This is a genomic window from Rugamonas rivuli, from assembly GCF_009380165.1.
Lineage (GTDB): Bacteria > Pseudomonadota > Gammaproteobacteria > Burkholderiales > Burkholderiaceae_D > Rugamonas > Rugamonas rivuli.
The window spans coordinates 659,121-675,265 of record NZ_WHUF01000002.1 but is presented as its reverse complement, the minus strand read 5'-3'; the positions used below and the strand labels follow the sequence as shown (position 1 = coordinate 675,265).

Genomic DNA, 16,145 nt, shown 5'->3' with positions numbered 1-16,145 from the left:
GGGCCATTTATGCCAGTTTCCAACACCGCACTGAAACAACAACGGCTCGACGCGCTGTTCAATGAATGTCAGCAGCATGTTTTCTCTCAAGTGCTGGGCGCTTTCGGCTTGTCGCGGGCCATGTTTGCGGACAAAGCTGGCGGCAACGTCACCACCTTGCACAACTTTGAGTCCAAGGATGGCCCAACCGCCAACGCAAACGACCAGGCGCTCAAGGAGAACTTCCAGAAGGACTTTGAACGTAAAAACTTCAGCGCCTCGCAGAAGGAATGGTGTGAGCTACGCAAGGAAAAGATGCAAAGCGGTACCGACGCCTATACCGGGGAGACACTGGCCGGCCTGGAAGATCCGCCTCACCTGGACCATGTCATTTCCCTGGAAGAGATTGCCGGCAATGCAGCTGCGCATCTCGCGCTGGGCAAGGTCGGTCCCGATGGCGTCGATCTGAAAGCGATCATCAATCTCGCCAACGACGAAGCCAATCTGGCGATCACCAATGCCGCGCTCAACGGATCAAAGAACTCCCATGATCTGAAAGAATGGATGATGAAGACGGGCGACGACGGGCGTACCAACGCCGAGCGTTTTGGTGTCGATCCTGAACGGGCGGAAGAAATCTACAATGCCGCCCAAACGCACGTCAACGGCACGGTCAACTCCGCGCTGCTCAGCAAACAGGCCGGCGAGCTGCTCTCGACCGGGGCCAAACAGGCGGCTGGCATGGCGTTGCGCCAGGCCATGGGCCTGCTCCTGACTGAACTGGTCAACGCGCTGTTCACGGAACTGAAAGCGTTGATACGACACGGGTTCGAGGTCGGGAAATCGGTTTTCCGGGAAATCGGGGAACGCTTGCAGAAAGTGGGAGCGTCGGTCGCGGCCAAGCTTCCGGATGCGCTGTCCGCGTTGCTGGACGGCGGAGTCAGTGGCTTCCTCAGCAACCTGCTAACCTTCGTCATCAATAGCTTCATCACGACCGGCGCGCGCCTGGTACGCGTGATACGCGAAGGTTTAATTGGCTTGTTCAAAGCCTTCAAGATGCTGGTCATGCCGCCGGTCGGCATGACGCGCGCCGACAGCGTGCGCGCGGGAAGCAAAATGCTCATCACCGTGATTGTCTCTTCGATAGGCATCCTGTTGGAGCAAAGCGTCGTGACCTTCGTCAGTTCGCTGGGCCCGCTGGCAGTCATCGCCGATGCGGTGGGAGCAGTTCTGACCGGCATCATCGTTGGCCTGTCTGCCTCGCTGCTGGCGTATTTGCTTGACCGCCTGTTTGACAAATACCTGGACACATCCGATGAGAGCAGGCTCGACCAGCAACTGGATAACGCCGCGAAACTGGAAACGATGTCGGCCGCGCTGGCGCAACAGCTTGAAGCCTCCATCGACAACCTGCGCAATGGCGCCGCTTCCATGGCCATCTATCAGGATATAGGCAAGGTGTACGGTCAGGCCGGCCAGGCCGCCAACGACACCTTGTCCAGCATGCGCCTGATCAGCGATCAGACCGGCATCCAAATCGCGGCTAGCCAGTCGCTGGTGCAGCAGCTTGAATCCGACCATCTTGAAATTGAAGCATTCCTGAAGAAACTGTAATGCAAGAAGAAAACATACCGCCAACCGAGCAGCACCTGGAAATCGTCACGTCGTTCTCTCAACTGGAAATTCCCGGGGATCTTGTCGATGCCGCCAAGATCCCGGCGATGATTGCAGATATCCAAGTCGCGACGGCGGCGATGAAATCCAAGGGCGACACGCTGCAATCTCGCCGCCGGGAAAAAGCCGACGGCAACTTTATCGGCAACTGGTGGAAAGACCGCGACGAATATATCCGCGAAGCCGAGCTTGACCTCAACAGTTCGATCGGCAACCTCTCTGAAAAAACCTCTATTCTCATCGTCGTCAACTGCGCGGTATCAAAAATGCTCAGCGAGCAGCAGCATGTGCTCATCGCACAGCAATCGATACTCCGGGAGCAAGCTGGCGAGTTGCTCAAGCAAAATCAGCAGATTCAGGCGCAACAGAAAGTAATCGAGGGGCAACAGGTAGAGATCAACGCTACGAACCAAAAACTCCTGGACGCCACGAAGCTCACCAACACCCAAGCGAAGGAGCTGATCCATTGTATCGACCGGGTGGTGCAAGTCGAACAAAGTATCGAATCAGCGGTTCAAGGGTTGCGCAACGACGTGGAGGCCCATGCAAAGCAGCAGTTGCAGCGAGCACGTCTTCAAACCGTTGCTGTCATCGGCTTGGGATTGCTCTCCACGATTGCACTTGCCTTGCACTTTATCAGGCCATAGCCGCACGCGGGAACGTAGCGGCGCCCATCGTCAGGCGGGCAGCTCAAAATCCATCGTCAGCGTGCAGCCGGAGCCCGGTGCGTACTTGCCGATATCGAGGTGTCCGCCCAGCGAGGCCGCCCGCTGCGCCATGCCGATCAAGCCGAACGACTCGCTCTTGCCTCGGTGCTGGGGCGCGATGCCGATGCCGTCGTCGCTGACGATGAACAGCAGCCGGCCGCCCTTGCGCCGCAGCGTCACGTCGACCCGGCTGGCGCCCGCGTGGCGCCGCACATTGCTCAGCGCCTCCTGCAGGCTGCGGAACAACACGATCTCCATCGCCGGCGCGATGACGGCGAACACCGCGTCCGCCGGCAGCACCAGCTTGCAGGCTAGGCCGCTGCGCTTGCGGAACTCGCCCACCTGCCACTCCAGCGCCGCCTGCAGGCCCAGGTCCAGCACCGCCGGCCGCAGATCGTTCATGATGCCGCGCACGCTGCTGATGGTGGTGTCGACGTTCTCCAGCACCGCGTCCACCCGCTGGTGCAGCCGCGCATGGCGCGCGCTGGTGCGGGTGCTGAGCATGGAGATGTCGATGCGCAGCGCCAGCAGGTTCTGTCCCAGCTCGTCGTGGATGTCGCGGGCGATGCGGGTGCGCTCCTCTTCCTTGACCACTTCCAGGTGCTCGGCCAGCTTGCGCAGCTGTTCGCGCGATTCGTGCAGCGCGGCCTCGGCGCGCTTGCGTTCGACCACTTCCAGCATCAGCTGGCGATTGGCCTCGGTCAGTTCGGCGGTGCGCGCCTCCACCCGCGCATCGAGCTCGCGCGACAGTTTCAGCAACGCCGCCTCGGCCTGCTGGCGGGCCGTGACGTCCGAGAACACGCCGATGAAGTGGCTGATGATGCCGTCGTCGTCGCGCACCACCGTCAGCGACATGGAGGCCACGTAAGGCGTGCCTTCGCGCCGCCGGTTGTACACCTCGCCCTGCCATTTGCCGTAGGTGCGCAGGCAGCGCATCGCCTCGGCGTGGTAGCCGACCGGATGGGCGCCGGGCCGGCCGAGGAAGCGCGGATTGCGGCCCAGCGCCTCCTCCACCGTGTAGCCGGTCAGCGTGGTAAAGGCAGGGTTGACGAACACGATGTCCTGCAAGGCGTCGCATACCAGCACCGCCTCGTTGATGCTGTCGAGTACCTGGAAGGCCCGCCGCCGCGCCTCGTCGCGCACATCGTCGCTGCCGATGTCGGTCAGGATCATGCGGCACTTGGGCACCGCCATATCCATATTGGCTTCGATGCGGATGCGGTGCAGCGAACGGGCCGCCGCGCCGGCGTGCGGATCGAACAGCGGCACCTCCAGCACGGCGCGGCCGCCGTTGTGGCGCAACGCCAGCAGGAAGCTGCGCAGCGTCGCCTGCGATTGCGGCGCCACAAACTGTTCGAAGCGCTTACCCTGCAGATTCTGGCGCGCGCTGCCCAGCATTTCGGCGGCGGCGAAGTTGGCGCGGATGATGCGGCCGCCGGCGTCCAGCGACAGATAGCCGGCCGGCGCCTGGTCGTACAGCGCGGCGTACCGGTCGCGCCCCGCCTCGGCCTGGTCGCGCTCGTGCTGCAGCTCGACCAGCGCGGTGTTCTGCATGTCCAGTTCGATCTGGCTGACCTGGAGCTCATGCCAGCGTTTGAGCTCATCGCTTTCGCTCGCCGCCGATGGTGGGCGGACATCCGGCAGCGCCGCCACCGTCATTTCGGCGATCTGGCGCAGCTGCACTGGATCGAGTTCGGGACGATGGCGTTTGCGCATGCTAGTCTAGGCCTCTCTGCATCGAGCGTAGCTGCATTTCAAGCTGCTTCGACTCGCTGATGTTGATGAACGTGACCACCACCCCGTCGATCACATTCTCCACTGTCCGGTAGGGCATGATGCGCACCGTGTACCAGCCGCCGCTATGGGTAGGTATCTGCCGCTCGCGGAACACCAGCGTGCGCAGCACCTCCTGGGCGTCGCGCTCCAGTTCCGGGTATTGCAGGTCGTTGACGATGTCGCTCAGCGGGCGGTGCACATCGCCCGGTATCAGCTTGTAGATCTGCGTGCTGCGGTCGGTGTAGCGGCGGATGCGCAGCTCGCCGTCGAGGAAGATGGTGGCGACATCGGTGCTGTTGAGCAGATTCTTCATGTCGCCGTTCACCAGCGACAGGTCGTCGACCTTCGATTGCAGCTCGGCGTTGACGGTGTAGAGCTCTTCGTTCAGCGACTGCATCTCTTCCTTCGAGGTGGTCAGCTCCTCGTTGGTCGACTGCAGCTCCTCATTGGTGGACTGCAGTTCTTCGTTGGCCGACTTGAGCTCCTCGCGCGAAGCCTGCATCTCATCGCGCACCGCCTTGATCTCCAGCCTGGCCTGCGCCAGCTGCTGCTCCAGCTCCAGCACGTGGGGATTGCTGGACCGCGAGCGGCGCTTTTCCGGCGGCAGCGGCACGCTGGCAAAGGTCAGAAGCACGCTGCCGGACAAGGGACCATCGCCGGGCATGGCCTCCGCCGTCAGGTCCAGCGCCTGCGACGGCTTGCCGGCGTCGTCGCGCTGGATCAGGCCGCGCACCGCGATCATGCCCTCGCCCTGGACCGCCCGCTTGAGCAGGTCGGCCAGCTCGTGCCGCAGTCCCTCGCGCGCCATCGCATGGATGTTCCAGTTGGCCTTGCCCGCCGCCGGCTCCAGGTAGGCGCCGGTGCGGCCGTGGATGTACAGGATGTCGCCATGAGCGTTGACCAGCACGGCGGCCGGCGCATGCTTCTTGAGCAGCTGCTGCTCGACCTGGGATTGAAGATTACCGTTCATGGATGGGTGTTGAGTCTCGCTGGCGAATGGAATCGATACGCTGCTGACGCGCGTCGGAAAATAGTTGGCGACGCGTTCGATGGACGCGTCCAGGCGGCGATAGATGCGGCCCGTACCGCTCATCGGCGCGAACAGCTCGTTGAAATGGCCGGGCGTATCGGCGCTGCCGAGCATCAGCAGCCCGCCGGTCTTGAGCGCGTAATGGAACAATGGTATCAGCTGTTCCTGCAGCTTGGCCGTGAAGTAGATCAGCAGGTTACGGCAACACAGGATATCGAGCTTGGTGAACGGCGGATCGGAAATGATGTTCTGGCGCGCGAAGATGATGGTGTTGCGCACATCCTTGCGGATGGTGTAGCCGCCATTTTCAGCCGGTATGAAGTAGCGTTGCAGCTGGCCGGGCGTGACATGGTCTTCGATGCCGGCGTCGAACACGCCCTGGCGCGCGCGGTCGATCGCGTCGCCATCGAGATCGGTGGCGAAGATCTGCAGCGTGTAGCGCGCCGTGGGCCGCTGCTGCTCCAGCACCTCGTTGAAAGCGATCGCCAGCGAGTAGGCTTCCTCGCCGGTCGAGCAGGCCGGCACCCAGGCCTTGAACGCCGCGCCGTCGGGATGCGCCGCCAGCAGCTGCGGCAGCGATGTCGCCATCAGGTACTCCCACACCTTGGCATCGCGGAAGAAGTTGGTGACGCCGATCAGCAGCTCCTTGAACAGCAGCTCGATCTCGACCGGGTTCCCTGCCAGTACAGCGACGTAGTCGGCCAGCGCGGCGCATTGGCGCAGCTGCATGCGGCGGTCGATACGGCGCAACATGGTGCTCTGCTTGTAGTCGGAAAAATCGGCGCCGGTCTGCTTGAGCAGCAGGTGGAACAGCTGTTGCAGCGCGTTGCGATGGACGGCCGCATCGGCCGGAAACACGGTGGGCTCGCCGCGCCACCAATCGGCCAGGCGGGCCGACATCTCGCCCGGCAGCGCCACGATATCGACCACCTTGGCGGCGATGGCGCTGGCCGGCATGGGATCGAAACGCGCCGACTCCGGCAGCTGCGCCATCGTCAGGCCGCCGCGCTCGCGCACTGCGCGCAAGCCCAGCGTGCCGTCCTCGCCCATGCCGGAGAATACGATGGCCACCGCCCGCTCATTGCCGCGTACAGCCAGCGCCTGGAAGAAGCTGTCGATCGGCAGGCGGCGGCCGCGTGAGCCGGACGGCGGCAGCACGGCAAAGCGGTCGCCGTCGAAACCTAGATCGTGGTTGGGTGGGATCACATACACATGAGCTGCCTCGACCGCCATGCCGTCTTCGACCTCGCGCACCGGCATGCTGGTGACACGCTGCAGCAGCTCGGGCAGCAGCGCCTTGTGCATCGGGTCGAGATGCTGGATGACGACATAGGCGAAGCCGCTGGCCGGCGGCACGCAGGCCAGGAATTCGCAGATCGGATCGAAGCCGCCGGCCGATGCGCCGATGCCGACCACTGGCACAGCACCGCCGTCCGGCATCGACGCCGGATCTTCGACTGGAGGAGCTAGCAGTTCATGGGCGGTACGTTTTGTCATCGTGGCATAGCCACCGCCGGAAGAACCCTGCACCGGCGGTCAGGCGTCTCGGAGAAAATGGTATTTGTTTACATCTTGCCAGATGATTATACAAACACCACGTCCAAAAACCAAGCGCCGGCCGCCCCGCTGTTGCAGGCCGCTGTTATAGACCCCTACTCGCTAGCGGCATGCCAGCCGCCACCCAGCGACTGGATCAGTGCCACCGCAGTCGTCTGACGATCGGCCTGCGATTGCACCAGTGCGCGGCGCGCGGCCAGCGCCGTGTTCTGCGCCGTCACTACATCGCTGTAACCGACCTGGCCGGCGCGGTAGCGGTTGAGCATCTGTGCCTCGACCTGGTCGGCCGCCTCGGAGGCGATCTTGCGCAAGTCCTGCTGCTGGGCCAGCGCGCGCGTCGCGGCCAGCTGGTTCTCGACATCGGCAAACGCCGTCAGCACGGTCTGGCGGTACTGCGCGATGGCGGCGTCGCGCGCGGCCTCTGCGCCGCTGACGCGGGCCTTGGTGGCGCCGGCGTCGAACAGCGTCTGCGCCGCCGACAAGCCCAGCGACCACAGATTGTTGGAGGCGTTGAACAAGCCGCCGGTGGAGCCGGAACCGTAGCCGAAGGAGCCGGTCAGGTTCAAGCTCGGGAAGTAGGCGCTGCGGGCCACGCCGATCTGCTCATTGGCGGCGGCCACGCGGCGCTCGGCGGCGGCGATGTCGGGACGGCGCTGCAGCAGCGTCGATGGCACGCCGGTCGGCACATCAGGCACCACTACCTTCCACGGTGCCGGCGGCAGGCTGAAATCGCTGGCGGCTTTGCCCAGCAAGACCGCGATCGCATGCTCCAGCGTGGCGCGCTGGCGGCCCAGCGTGACCTGGTCGATGCGCGCATTGGCCAGCTGGGTTTGCGCCTGCAGCAGGTCCGACTTGGCGGCGATGCCGGCGTCGAAGCGGTTCTGCGTGATCTGCAGCACGCGCGCGTAGCCTTCGGTGGTGGCGTCCAGCAGCGCTTTCTGCGCGTCGGTCTGGCGCAGCGAGAAGTAGTTGGTGGCCAGCTCGCCCTGCGCCGACAGGCGCGCGGCGGCCAGTTCGGCGGCGCTGGCCTGCATGCCGGCACTGGCGTTGTTCGCGCCGGCGCGCAGCTTGCCCCAGATGTCCGGCTCCCAGCTGCCGCCGATACTGGCGCGGTACTGGTTGGCGGTCGGCGTGTTGCCGCCTCCGCCGGAGCGGTTGGCGCTGCCGTTCAGCGTCGCCGCCGGGAACAGCGAAGCGCGCTGCTGGTCGACCAGCGCCCGCGCCTGCGCGTAGTTGGCGACGGCGGCGGCGACGTTCTGGTTGGAGACATCGATGCTGTCGGCCATCTGGTTCAGCAGCGGATCGCCGAACAGCTGCCACCACGGGCCGCGTTCCAGCGTATCGGCCGGCGCGGCGGCGGTCCAGCCGGCGGCGACTTTCTCGGCCTCGCTGGCGGTTTCCTTGTAGGCCGAAGGCTGCGGCGTGGACGGCAGCTTGTAGGCCGGGCCGACGGCGCAGCCGCTGGCCAGCAGCGCCGCCAGCGCGATCAATGTGTAGCGGAAGGATGGTGCGTGTGTGTTCATGGTGTGCTCGGCGCTTCGCTGTGGATGCGGCTTAAATGTTGTTCGGACGTGCCGCGGCGACGCAGCTTGTCCATCAGGATGTAGACCACCGGTGTGGTCAGCAGCGTCAGTACCTGGCTGGCGATCAAGCCGCCGATGATGGCCACGCCCAGCGGCTGGCGCAGCTCAGAGCCTTCGCCGAAGCCGATCGCCAACGGCAGCGCGCCCAGTGCGGCGGCCAGTGTCGTCATCAGGATAGGGCGGAAGCGCAGCAGGCAGGCTTCGCGCACCGCCTGCAACGGCGTCAGGCCGCGCGAGCGCTCCGCCTCCAGCGCGAAGTCGATGATCAGGATGGCGTTCTTCTTGACGATACCGATCAGCAGGAAGATGCCGATCAGCGAAATGGTCGAGAACTCCATCTTGAAGATCAACAGCGCCAGCACCGCGCCCACGCCCGCCGACGGCAGCGTGGTCAGCACGGTGATCGGATGCACCAGGCTTTCATACAGGATGCCGAGCACGATGTAGATCACCACGATGGCGGCCAGGATCAGCAACGGCAGCGACTTGTTGCTGTCCTGCGCTGCCTTGGCCGAACCCTGGAAGCTGCCGCGCACATTGTTCGGCATGCCGATTTCCGCCTCCGCCGCCTTGATCTGCTCAGCGGCGTCGGACAGGCTGGTGCCAGGCTGCAGGTTGAAAGCGATGGTGGTCGCCAGTTCGCCGTCCTGGTGGTTGATCGACGTCGGCGCCGAGCTTTCGGCGAAGCTGGCCAGCGTCGACAGCGGCACCATCGTGGTGGCCTTGGTGCTCAGCGCGGAGCCGGAGGACGCATCCTTGACCGCAGGCGCGGCCACGTTGGCCGGCGTGGCGCTGGCCGCGCTGGTGCTTGTACTGGTGCCGGTTGCGCCGGAGGCCACCGTCAGCGCCACCGGTGCGCCGTTCGGATTGCTGGCGCTAGGCGCAGGCAGGCCTTTCGACGGTACATGAACATCGTTCAGCGCCGCCGGGCTCTTGGCAAACTCGCGCGGCACTTCCATGATGACGTGATACTGGTTCAACTCAGAATAGATCGTGGCGACCTGGCGCTGACCGAAGCTGTTGTACAAGGCGTTGTCGACATCGCGCGCCGACAGTCCCAGACGCGAAGCGCTGTTCTTGTCGATGGTGACGAAGGTCTCGACGCCGTTGTCCGCCTGGTCGGTATCGACATCGGTAAGCGCCTTCTGCCCTTTCATCGCATCGGCCAGACGGCTGGCCCACTTCTTCAAATCGGCCTGGTTGTCGCTCTTGAGCGTGTACTGGTAGTTGGAATTGGCCTGGCGCCCACCGGCCCGCAGATCCTGCACGGGGCTGAGGAACAGGCTCACACCCGTGACTTTGGCCAGCTTGGGCCGCAGGCGCGCGATCACGGCCTGCCCCGCCACCGTGCGCTGGCTGGCCGGTTTCAGATTGATGAACATGAAGCCGCCGCCGGCCCTGCGGCCGCCGGTAAAGCCCACCACCGTGGCGACATCGGGATCGTCCTTGATGATGTTGACCAGCTGTTTCAGCTTGCCCTGCATGGCCTGGAACGAGATGCTCTGGTCGGCGCGGATGCCGCCGTTGATCTGGCCCGTGTCCTGCTGCGGGAAGCCGCCCTTCGGTATCGCCGCGAACAGATAGAAGTTCAGGCCGATCACGAACACAAGGCTCAGCATCACCAGCCACACGCTGGACAGCGCCCAGTCCAGGCTATGCTCGTAGCCTTTCAGGATGAAATCGAAACCGCGCTCGAAGAAGCGGGCGATGCGGCCCGGCGGCTTGGCGTGGACATGGCCGGGCTTGAGCAGCCACGCGCACATCATCGGCGTGGTGGTCAGCGAGACCACCAGCGAAATCATCACCGCCGCCGACAGCGTGACGGCGAACTCCTTGAACAGCGCGCCGAACTGGCCGCCCATGAACAACAGTGGAATGAACACAGCGATCAGCGAAAGGCTGATCGACAGCACGGTGAAACCCACCTCGCGCGCACCCAGCAGCGCCGCCTCGAAGCGATCCATCCCGGCCTCGATGTGGCGGGTGGTATTTTCCAGCACCACGATGGCGTCGTCGACGACGAAGCCGGTGGCCACGGTCAGCGCCATCAGCGACAGGTTGTTCAGGCTGAAGCCCAGCAGATACATGGCGCCAAAGGTGCCCAGCAGCGACACCACGGTCGCCACCGCAGGCACGATGGTGGCGCGCACGCTGCGCAGGAAGGCGCTGACCACCAGCACCACCAGCAGGATGGAGATGATCAGCGTGATCTCGATCTCGTGCAGCGACGAGCGGATCGAATTGGTGCTGTCGCTGGCGACGTCGATCTTGACGTCCGACGGCAGCTGCGCCTGCAACAGTGGCAGTTGTGCGCGCACGCTGTTGACGGTTTCGATGACGTTGGCGCCCGCCTGCGAACGCAGGATGACGATGATCGCCGGCTTGCCGTTGAACAGACCGAGGTTGTTGTTGTCTTCCACGCCGTCGATCACCTGCGCCACGTCCTGCAGGCGGATGGCGGTGTCGTTGCGCCAGCCGACCACCAGGTTGCGGTAGTCGGCGGCGGAGCGTCCGCCGCTGGCGTTGGCCGAGACGGAATAGATCTGCAAACGGCGGCCATTGCCCTGCAAGGCGCCGCGCGGGCGGTTGGCGTTGGTGGCCTGGATGGCCGCACGCACGTCTTCCGCCGACAGACCGTAGCGGTTCAGCGCATACGGGTTCAGTTCAACCCGCACCGCCGGCAGCGAGCTGCCGCCCAGTTCCACATCGCCCACGCCGGTCACTTGCGACAGGCGTTGCAGCACGGTGTTGGAGACTGCGTCGAAGATCTGGCCCGGCGTGCGGGTGTCCGACGTCAGCGCCAGGATCATCACCGGGATGCCGGAAGTATTGGCCTTGCGGTAGGTCGGATTGCTGCGCAGCGTGGCCGGCAGGTCGACGCGGCTGGCGTTGATGGCCGCCTGCACCTCGCGGGCGACCGAGTCGACGTTGCGGTTCAAATCGAATTGCAGGGTGACGCTGGAGGAACCGGTGTTCGATTGCGACGTCATCTCGTTGACGCCGGCGATCACGCCCAGGTGGCGCTCCAGCGGCGTGGAGACGCTGGTCGCCATGGTCGCAGGGCTGGCGCCCGGCAGGTTGGCGTTGACCGAAATGACCGGGAAGTCCACCTGCGGCAGCGGCGCCACCGGCAGCACGAAGAACGCGCCGATGCCGGCCAGCGCCAGGCCGCACGTCAGCAGGACGGTGGCGATCGGACGCTTGACGAAGGGCGAAGACAGGTTCACAGCGCACCACCTTCAATCTGCGCCGGCGAGTTTGCAGCCTTGCGGCCGAAGCGGCGTGCCAGGCTGTCGAAGCCGAGGTAGATCACTGGCGTGGTGAACAGCGTCAGCATCTGGCTGACGATCAAGCCGCCGAAGATGGCCAGTCCCAGTGGACGGCGCAGTTCCGCGCCCTCGCCCCAGCCCAGCATCAGCGGCACGGCGGCGAACAGCGCGGCCAGCGTCGTCATCAAAATCGGACGGAAGCGCAGCAGCGCCGCCTGGTGGATGGCCTCGCGCGGCGGCTTGCCCTGCTCCCGCTCCGCCTCGATGGCGAAGTCGATCATCATGATGGCGTTCTTCTTGACGATACCGATCAGCAGGATGATGCCGATGATGCCGATCACGCCCAGATCCTGGCCGCTGACCAGCAGCGCCAGCAAGGCACCGACGCCGGCCGACGGCAGCGTCGACAGAATCGTCAGCGGATGGATGTAGCTCTCATACAGCACGCCCAGCACGATGTAGACGCAGATCACGGCGGCCAGGATCAGCCACAGTTGATTCGACAGCGAGGCCTGGTAGGCGCCGGACGCGCCGAGGAAGGTCAGCGTGACCGAGGCCGGGAAATGGATCTCGGCGGCGGCCTGCTTGATGCCATCCACCGCCGTGCCCAGAGAAACGCCGGGCGCCGTGTCGAAGCCCAGCGTGGTGGCCGGATACTGCGCCACGTGCGTCACCTGCAACGGCGCGGCGCGCTCGCTGATGGTGGCCACCGCCGACAGCGGCGTGGCCTTGCCGGAGCCGGTGCGAAGCTGCAGGTTGCCCAGGTCGGCCGGGGTGGTGATGTCGTCGCGGCGCGCTTCCAGGATTACGCGATACTGGTTGGTCTCGGTGAAGATGGTCGAGACGATGCGCTGGCCGAAGGCGCTGTACAGCGCGTCGTCAATGGAGGCGGCGGTGATCGACATGCGCGAGGCGCTGTCGCGGTCCACGCTGACATAGGCCGCGTTGGCGCTGGCGCCCACGTCCGACACCACATTGCGCAGCTCATGCCGCGTGCGCATCTGCTCCGCCAGTTTGGTAGCCCACAGGTTGACGGTGGCGTTGTCCGCGCCTTCGATCGACACGCGGAACTGGGTCGGGCCGGATTCGGCGTCGATGGTCAAGTCCTGGGTCGGTTGCAGGTACAGCGTCAGGCCGGCGATCTGCGACACGCGCTGGCGCAGGCGGTCCATCGTCTCTTGCTGGCTGCCGATGCGCTTGTGCTTCAGGTTGATCAGCATGCTGCCTGTGTGGAGCATGGTGTTGTTGGCCGCGTCCACGCCGACCACGGAGCTGAGCGTGCCGACGTCCGGATCTTCCAGGATCAGGCGCGCGGCCTGCTGCTGCAGCTCCGCCATCTTGGCGTAGGAGACGGCCTTGCCGGTTTCCAGGCGTGCCTGCAACTGGCCGGTGTCCTGGGTCGGGAACAGGCCTTTCGGGATCACCACATACAGCAGCACCGTCAGCGCCATCGTGCCCAGAGCAACCAGCAGCGTCAGGCCTGCGTGGTTCAGCACCCAGGTCAGCGAACGGTCGTAGTGGCCTACCACCCAGTCGAAGAACTGCTGGAAGCGGCGCGCAAAGCGGCTCGGCTTCTCTTCGGCGTGGCTCTTCAGCCAGCGCGCCGACATCATCGGCACCAGCGTCAGCGACACCACGGCGGAAATCAGGATGGTGATCGCCAGCGAGATCGCGAACTCGCGGAACAGGCGGCCGACCACGTCGCCCATGAACAGCAGCGGGATCAGCACGGCGATCAGCGACACCGTCAGCGAAATGATGGTGAAGCCGATCTGCTTGGCGCCCTTGAGCGCGGCGGCCATCGGCGTTTCGCCCTCTTCGATGTAGCGGGCGATATTTTCGATCATGACGATGGCGTCATCGACCACGAAGCCGGTGGCGATGGTCAGCGCCATCAGCGACAGGTTGTTCAGGCTATAGCCCAGCAAGTACATCACGCCGCAGGTGCCGATCAGCGAGATCGGCACCGACAGGCTGGCGATCACGGTGGCGCGCAGACTGTGGAGGAAGGCGAAGATCACCAGCACCACCAGCACCACGGCCAGCAGCAGTTCCATCTCCACATGTTCGACCGAGGCGCGGATGCCGGTGGTGCGGTCGCTCAGCACCTCGACCTTCATCGCGCCCGGCAGGCCGGCTTGCAGTTCCGGCAGGCGGGCCTTGATGGCGTCGACGGTGGCGATGACGTTGGCGCCAGGCTGGCGCTGCACGTTGAGGATGATGGCCTGCTTGTTGCCGGACCATGCGCCCAGTTCGACGTTTTCCGCGCTGTCCTTGACGATGGCGACATCGTTCAGGCGCACCGGGGCGCCGTTCTTGTAGGCGAGGATCAGTTCCTTGTAATCCTTGGCCGTCACCAGCTGGTCGTTGGCGTTGATGCTGTAGGCGCGGGTCGGGCCGTCGAAGCTGCCCTTGGCGCCGTTGGCGTTGGCGGCGGTGATCGCGGTGCGCAGCGTATCCAGCCCCAGGCCGTAGGACGCCAGCGCGTTGGTGTCCGCCTGGATGCGCACGGCGGGACGCTGGCCGCCGCTGAGCGTGACCAGACCGACGCCGGACACCTGGCTAATCTTCAGCGCCAGGCGGGTGTTGACCACGTTCTGCACTTCGGTCAGCGGCATCGTGTCCGAGGTGATGGCCAGCGTGAGCACGGGCGCATCGGCCGGGTTGACCTTGGCGTAGACCGGCGGCGCCGGCAGATCGGTCGGCAGCAGCGAGGCGCCGGCGTTGATCGCGGCCTGCACTTCCTGCTCGGCCACGTCCAGCGTCTGGCCCAGGCCGAATTGCAGCGTGATGATGGAGACGCCGGCGGCGCTGGTGGAACTCATGCGCTGCAAGCCGGCCATCTGGCCGAACTGGCGTTCCAGCGGCGCGGTCACGGTCTGGCCCATCACTTCAGGGCTGCCGCCGGGGTACAGCGTCTGCACCTGGATGGTGGGGAAGTCGACCTGCGGCAGCGCGGACAGCGGCAGGAACTTGAAGCCCACGATGCCGGCCAGGACGATCGCCAGCATCAGCAGCGATGTCGCTACCGGGCGCTGGATGAAGGGTGCTGATGGACTCATTATTGTGCCGCGCCCTGTTCTTTGCGATGACGGCGTTCACCAGCCGGCGCCGAAGCGTCAGCGGAGGCGCTGGCCGAAGCACTGGCGGATCCACCGCGTTTGCCCTTGCCGCCTTCGCCCGGCAGCGTGACCTTGGCGCCCTCTTTCAGGCGGTCGCCGCCCTCGGTGATGACTTGCTCGCCCAGTTGCAGGCCGCTGGCGATCTGCACTTTGTCCACCGTGGCCTGGCCGCGCGTCACCGGACGCACGGTCACGCTCTTGTCGGCCTTGAGCACGTACACGAAGTCGCCGCTGGCGCCGTGGCGCACCGCCGTCACCGGCACCATGACCGCATCCTTGATGGTGCGCAGTTCCAGGCGCACGTTGACGAACTGGCTTGGGAACAGGCTGGATTTGGCATTGGCGAAGCGCGCCTTGGCCTTCACCGTACCGGTCTGCACATCGACCTGGTTATCCATGGCCGAGAATTTGCCGTTGTCCAGCGCATTGGTGCGGGTGCGGTCCAGCGCTATCGCCGTCAGCGAGGCGCCGTCGTTCACCTGCTGCATAACACCAGGCACGCTGTCCTGCGGGATCGAGAATTCCACATCGATAGGCGACAGCTGGGTAATCACAGCCAGGCCGTTGGCGTCGCCCGATCCAACCAGGTTGCCGACATCGACCACACGCAGGCCCACGCGGCCGGTGATCGGCGCGATAACCTTGGTGTAGCCCAGATTCAGCTTGGCCGTGCCTTCCTGCGCGCGGTCGGTCATGACCGTGCCTTCCAGCTGTTTGACCAGCGCCGCCTGCGTGTCCACATCCTGGCGCGCGATCGAGTCCTGGCCCAGCAGCGTGCGATAGCGGTTCAATGTCAGCTTGGCGTTTTCCAGCTGCGCCTCGTCGCGCTGACGCTGGCCGGAAGCCTGCAACAGCGCCATTTCAAACTGGCGCGGGTCGATCTGCGCCAGCACCTGGCCAGCCTTGACCATCTGGCCTTCCTTGAACAGCACGTTCTGCAAGATGCCCGATACCTGCGGCCGCACGGTGGTGGTGGCCGCAGCCGTCACCGTGCCCAGTGCTTCCAGCGTGACCGGGATATCGGCCTTCTCCGCGGTCGCCACGCCAACCGTGGTGGGCGCACCGCCACGGCGTCCGCCGCCACCGGGACCGCCAGGGCCACCAGGACCGCCCGCGCCTGGAGCGCCAGCCCCCGGCGCGCCGGGCGCACCGCCAGTACCGGACGGCTGGTGCGTCAGGTACCAGGCCAGCCCGCCCAGCCCCGCCATGGCGGCGACAGCGATCACGCTGCCGACGACTTTGGAGCGGCGGCTGCGCTGCGGCGGGGTGGCGGTCTGATTCGGCTTGGCTGGTGTGTCCATCTTTGTCCTTTTTGTGGCGTGCGTGTCCATGGCAAACCTACCATGGCGATCAATGCGTGGACTCTAGCACAGGCATCCGGCCGCTGTCAGTCGCAGCCGGTCCGGGGTTACAAACTCGCTACAAATCAAGGACTTTGCGTATCTTCC

General features: G+C 65.0%; 8 protein-coding genes. 2 read left to right on the top strand and 6 right to left on the bottom strand.

Annotation, left to right across the window (positions count from 1 at the left end; genetic code table 11):
* Positions 1-9: 9 nt before the first annotated feature.
* Both GEV01_RS08190 and GEV01_RS08185 read left to right on the top strand, forming a co-directional pair.
* A complete protein-coding gene (locus tag GEV01_RS08190) occupies positions 10-1,593 on the top strand; it encodes a hypothetical protein (protein ID WP_152803292.1) in 1,584 nt (527 codons plus the stop codon).
* Positions 1,593-2,300, top strand: a complete 708-nt coding sequence (locus GEV01_RS08185) for a hypothetical protein (RefSeq protein ID WP_152803290.1) — start codon at positions 1,593-1,595, stop codon at positions 2,298-2,300. Before GEV01_RS08190 ends, GEV01_RS08185 begins: the two co-directional genes overlap by 1 nt.
* A gap of 30 nt (positions 2,301-2,330) precedes the next feature.
* Here the strand turns inward: GEV01_RS08185 and GEV01_RS08180 are convergent, their stop codons facing one another.
* The 6 genes from GEV01_RS08180 to GEV01_RS08155 all read right to left on the bottom strand — a co-directional run bounded on the left by GEV01_RS08180 (position 2,331) and on the right by GEV01_RS08155 (position 15,998).
* The gene (locus GEV01_RS08180) at positions 2,331-4,076 is read right to left on the bottom strand and encodes a sensor histidine kinase (protein ID WP_152803288.1); all 1,746 of its coding nucleotides are present in this window, start codon (positions 4,074-4,076) and stop codon (positions 2,331-2,333) included.
* Between the two features lies 1 nt (position 4,077).
* Positions 4,078-6,663, bottom strand: a complete 2,586-nt coding sequence (locus tag GEV01_RS08175; protein WP_235914278.1) for a chemotaxis protein CheB — start codon at positions 6,661-6,663, stop codon at positions 4,078-4,080.
* Positions 6,664-6,818: 155 nt separating this feature from the next.
* Positions 6,819-8,246, bottom strand: a complete 1,428-nt coding sequence (locus tag GEV01_RS08170; protein WP_008450239.1) for an efflux transporter outer membrane subunit — start codon at positions 8,244-8,246, stop codon at positions 6,819-6,821.
* The gene (locus GEV01_RS08165) at positions 8,243-11,533 is read right to left on the bottom strand and encodes an efflux RND transporter permease subunit (protein ID WP_328595459.1); all 3,291 of its coding nucleotides are present in this window, start codon (positions 11,531-11,533) and stop codon (positions 8,243-8,245) included. The genes GEV01_RS08170 and GEV01_RS08165 overlap by 4 nt, the downstream gene beginning before the upstream one ends.
* Entirely contained in the window at positions 11,530-14,637 is a 3,108-nt protein-coding gene (locus tag GEV01_RS08160; RefSeq protein ID WP_152803287.1) for an efflux RND transporter permease subunit, read from the bottom strand. The genes GEV01_RS08165 and GEV01_RS08160 overlap by 4 nt, the downstream gene beginning before the upstream one ends.
* Positions 14,637-15,998 (bottom strand): efflux RND transporter periplasmic adaptor subunit, encoded by a 1,362-nt coding sequence (locus GEV01_RS08155; protein ID WP_152803285.1) that lies wholly within the window; start codon positions 15,996-15,998, stop codon positions 14,637-14,639. The genes GEV01_RS08160 and GEV01_RS08155 overlap by 1 nt, the downstream gene beginning before the upstream one ends.
* Positions 15,999-16,145 lie beyond the last annotated feature (147 nt).

What these genes read in the sequence shown, in the direction of transcription:
- GEV01_RS08190 (WP_152803292.1), top strand. Translation starts at nt 10, where the DNA reads ATGCCAGTTTCCAACACCGCACTGAAACAACAACGGCTCGACGCGCTG.
- GEV01_RS08185 (WP_152803290.1), top strand. Translation starts at nt 1,593, where the DNA reads ATGCAAGAAGAAAACATACCGCCAACCGAGCAGCACCTGGAAATCGTC.
- GEV01_RS08180 (WP_152803288.1), bottom strand. Translation starts at nt 4,076, where the DNA reads ATGCGCAAACGCCATCGTCCCGAACTCGATCCAGTGCAGCTGCGCCAG.
- GEV01_RS08175 (WP_235914278.1), bottom strand. Translation starts at nt 6,663, where the DNA reads ATGACAAAACGTACCGCCCATGAACTGCTAGCTCCTCCAGTCGAAGAT.
- GEV01_RS08170 (WP_008450239.1), bottom strand. Translation starts at nt 8,246, where the DNA reads ATGAACACACACGCACCATCCTTCCGCTACACATTGATCGCGCTGGCG.
- GEV01_RS08160 (WP_152803287.1), bottom strand. Translation starts at nt 14,637, where the DNA reads ATGAGTCCATCAGCACCCTTCATCCAGCGCCCGGTAGCGACATCGCTG.
- GEV01_RS08155 (WP_152803285.1), bottom strand. Translation starts at nt 15,998, where the DNA reads ATGGACACACCAGCCAAGCCGAATCAGACCGCCACCCCGCCGCAGCGC.